This window comes from Paraburkholderia sp. SIMBA_030, from assembly GCF_046535245.1.
Taxonomy (GTDB): Bacteria; Pseudomonadota; Gammaproteobacteria; order Burkholderiales; family Burkholderiaceae; genus Paraburkholderia.
Genome location: NZ_JAWRXB010000051.1, coordinates 1 through 2,115 on the forward strand (window position 1 = coordinate 1; position 2,115 = coordinate 2,115).

Annotated in this window: 1 protein-coding gene; it reads left to right on the forward strand. The window is 59.4% G+C overall.

The window, feature by feature from the left end; genetic code table 11:
• Window positions 1-538 precede the first annotated feature (538 nt).
• The gene (locus tag SB772_RS38910) at window positions 539-2,044 is read left to right on the forward strand and encodes a transglycosylase SLT domain-containing protein (RefSeq protein ID WP_410838378.1); all 1,506 of its coding nucleotides are present in this window, start codon (window positions 539-541) and stop codon (window positions 2,042-2,044) included.
• Window positions 2,045-2,115: the final 71 nt, after the last annotated feature.

Genomic DNA, 2,115 nt, shown 5'->3' on the forward strand with positions numbered 1-2,115 from the left:
CGACCCACTCCAGCCATAGGACCCGCCACAACATAACGGCAGCTCTCCAAGGTACAACGGTCATTCACTCCTTCGAATCGGTTGGTGGGTCCTCGGCCGCCGGTCGGGGCCGTGTCGCTATCGCGTGTGCGCGTGCCCGCTCGGTGCAAGGGGCATCTTCCAGCTGCTAGTCGCCACGGACACAGAAGAGCCGGCACGCATTGCCCCGAGCCGTCATTGTTGTTGATTTCGATCTACATGGCCTGCAACCGCCTGCTATTGTTAATTAGGGGGATCATCGGCGCTGGGTTTTTCTCGTCATGAATAGCGTCCCGCACCGCTCACACGCATTGCTTGTCGTTATTTTTGTATGGAATTTCCGGCGTGGTCGATCTCAGCGATGCGGCAGGGCGCGTTAAGGCCAGAGCGTAGGCGGCGATCATTGCTGACCGGCAGTTTGGCGCACGACGGACCGCTGTGCCACGGATTGGAAACGCCCTAAGTTCTGAACGACGGCGGTTTGACTTCCCGGATTGCCGTTTGGATGGGAAGGACAGTCATGACGAGACTTCGTTTTCTTGGCGCCTTGCTGGTCGGGATTGCGGTGCTCTCGTCGTCGATGCAAGCCGCGTCGGGACCGGGTGCGTCCGCTGTGGCGCAAGCATCGTCGCCCCCGGCTGCGGTCCCGAAAGCCCGCCAGTTGAATCTCGCGGTCAAACCGTGGACCGGCGACTTCGACGCGATGCTGGGGCGCCGCTCGATCCGCTTTCTCGTGCCGTACAGCCGTACGCTGTACTTCAACGACAAAGGTCAGGAACGCGGTCTGACCGCTGAACTCGCGCGCGACTTCGAACGTTACGTCAACAAGCGCTACGCCAGCCAGCTCGGCAAACGCCCGGTGACGGTCTTTCTGATTCCAACGACCCGGGACAAACTTCTGATGAACCTCCAGACCGGGCTGGGCGATATCTCGGCGGGCAACCTGACGGCGACCGATGAGCGGCGCAAGGTTGTCGACTTTGTTGCGCCGCGTGATCGCAAGCCAGTCCGGGAACTGATCGTGACCGGTCCCCGCGCTCCGGCTATCGCAACCCTGGACGACCTCGCGGGAAAGCAGGTGTATGTGCGCAAGGCGTCGAGTTACTACGAGAGTCTGACGGCGCTGAACGACCGGCTCAGGAAAGCGGGCAAACCGCTCATGCGGATCACGCTGCTGCCCGACGTCCTTGAAGACGAGGACACGCTCGAAATGCTAAATGCGGGAATGCTCGGCATCGTAGTGGTCGACGACTGGAAAGCAAAACTGTGGGCGCAAGTTCTGCCTCAGATCAAGGTCAGGGAGGATCTGGTGGTACGCAGCGAAGGCTATGTGGGTTGGGCGATCAGGAAGAACAGCCCGCAATTGCAGGCGGTGGTGACCGATTTCTATAACGAGTTTGTTCAAAAGCAGAGTGTCATCGACTATCGGCTCGCGCAGTTCATGAAGCGTATCAAGCAGGTCACCGATGCTTCGGGTGCGGCGCAGCGCAAGCGTTTCGAAGAAACACTTACGCTCTTCGAGAAGTATGGCAAGCAGTATGGCTTCGACCCTCTGATGCTGGCCGCCCAAGGCTATCAGGAATCGCAGTTGAACCAGTCGGCGCGCAGTCACGTCGGGGCGATCGGCGTCATGCAGTTGATGCCGGGAACAGGCAAGGAAATGGCAGTCGGAAACATTGGTGTAACCGAGTCCAACATCCACGCGGGCGCGAAATACATGGATCGGCTGATGACACGCTATTTTGCGGACGCGCACTTCGACGATGACAACCGCACGTTGTTTGCCTTCGCGAGCTATAACGCGGGGGCGGCCAATATTGCAAAGATGCGCAAGGAGGCCGCGGCCCGCGGGCTGGATCCGGACAAGTGGTTCAACAATGTCGAAATCGTAGTCGCGGAGAAGATCGGTATCGAAACCACGACGTACGTACGCAACATATTCAAATATTACGCCGCATACCGCTTGATCGTCGACGCACAGCAGACGCGCGACAAGGCGATTCGCACGATGAAGCCCGGCGGTTGACCGTTGTCGAGTGTGGAGCGGACCTTGAAGAGTCCGCCTGAGCGCTCGGTCGAAGGACCGTAACTGGCCGA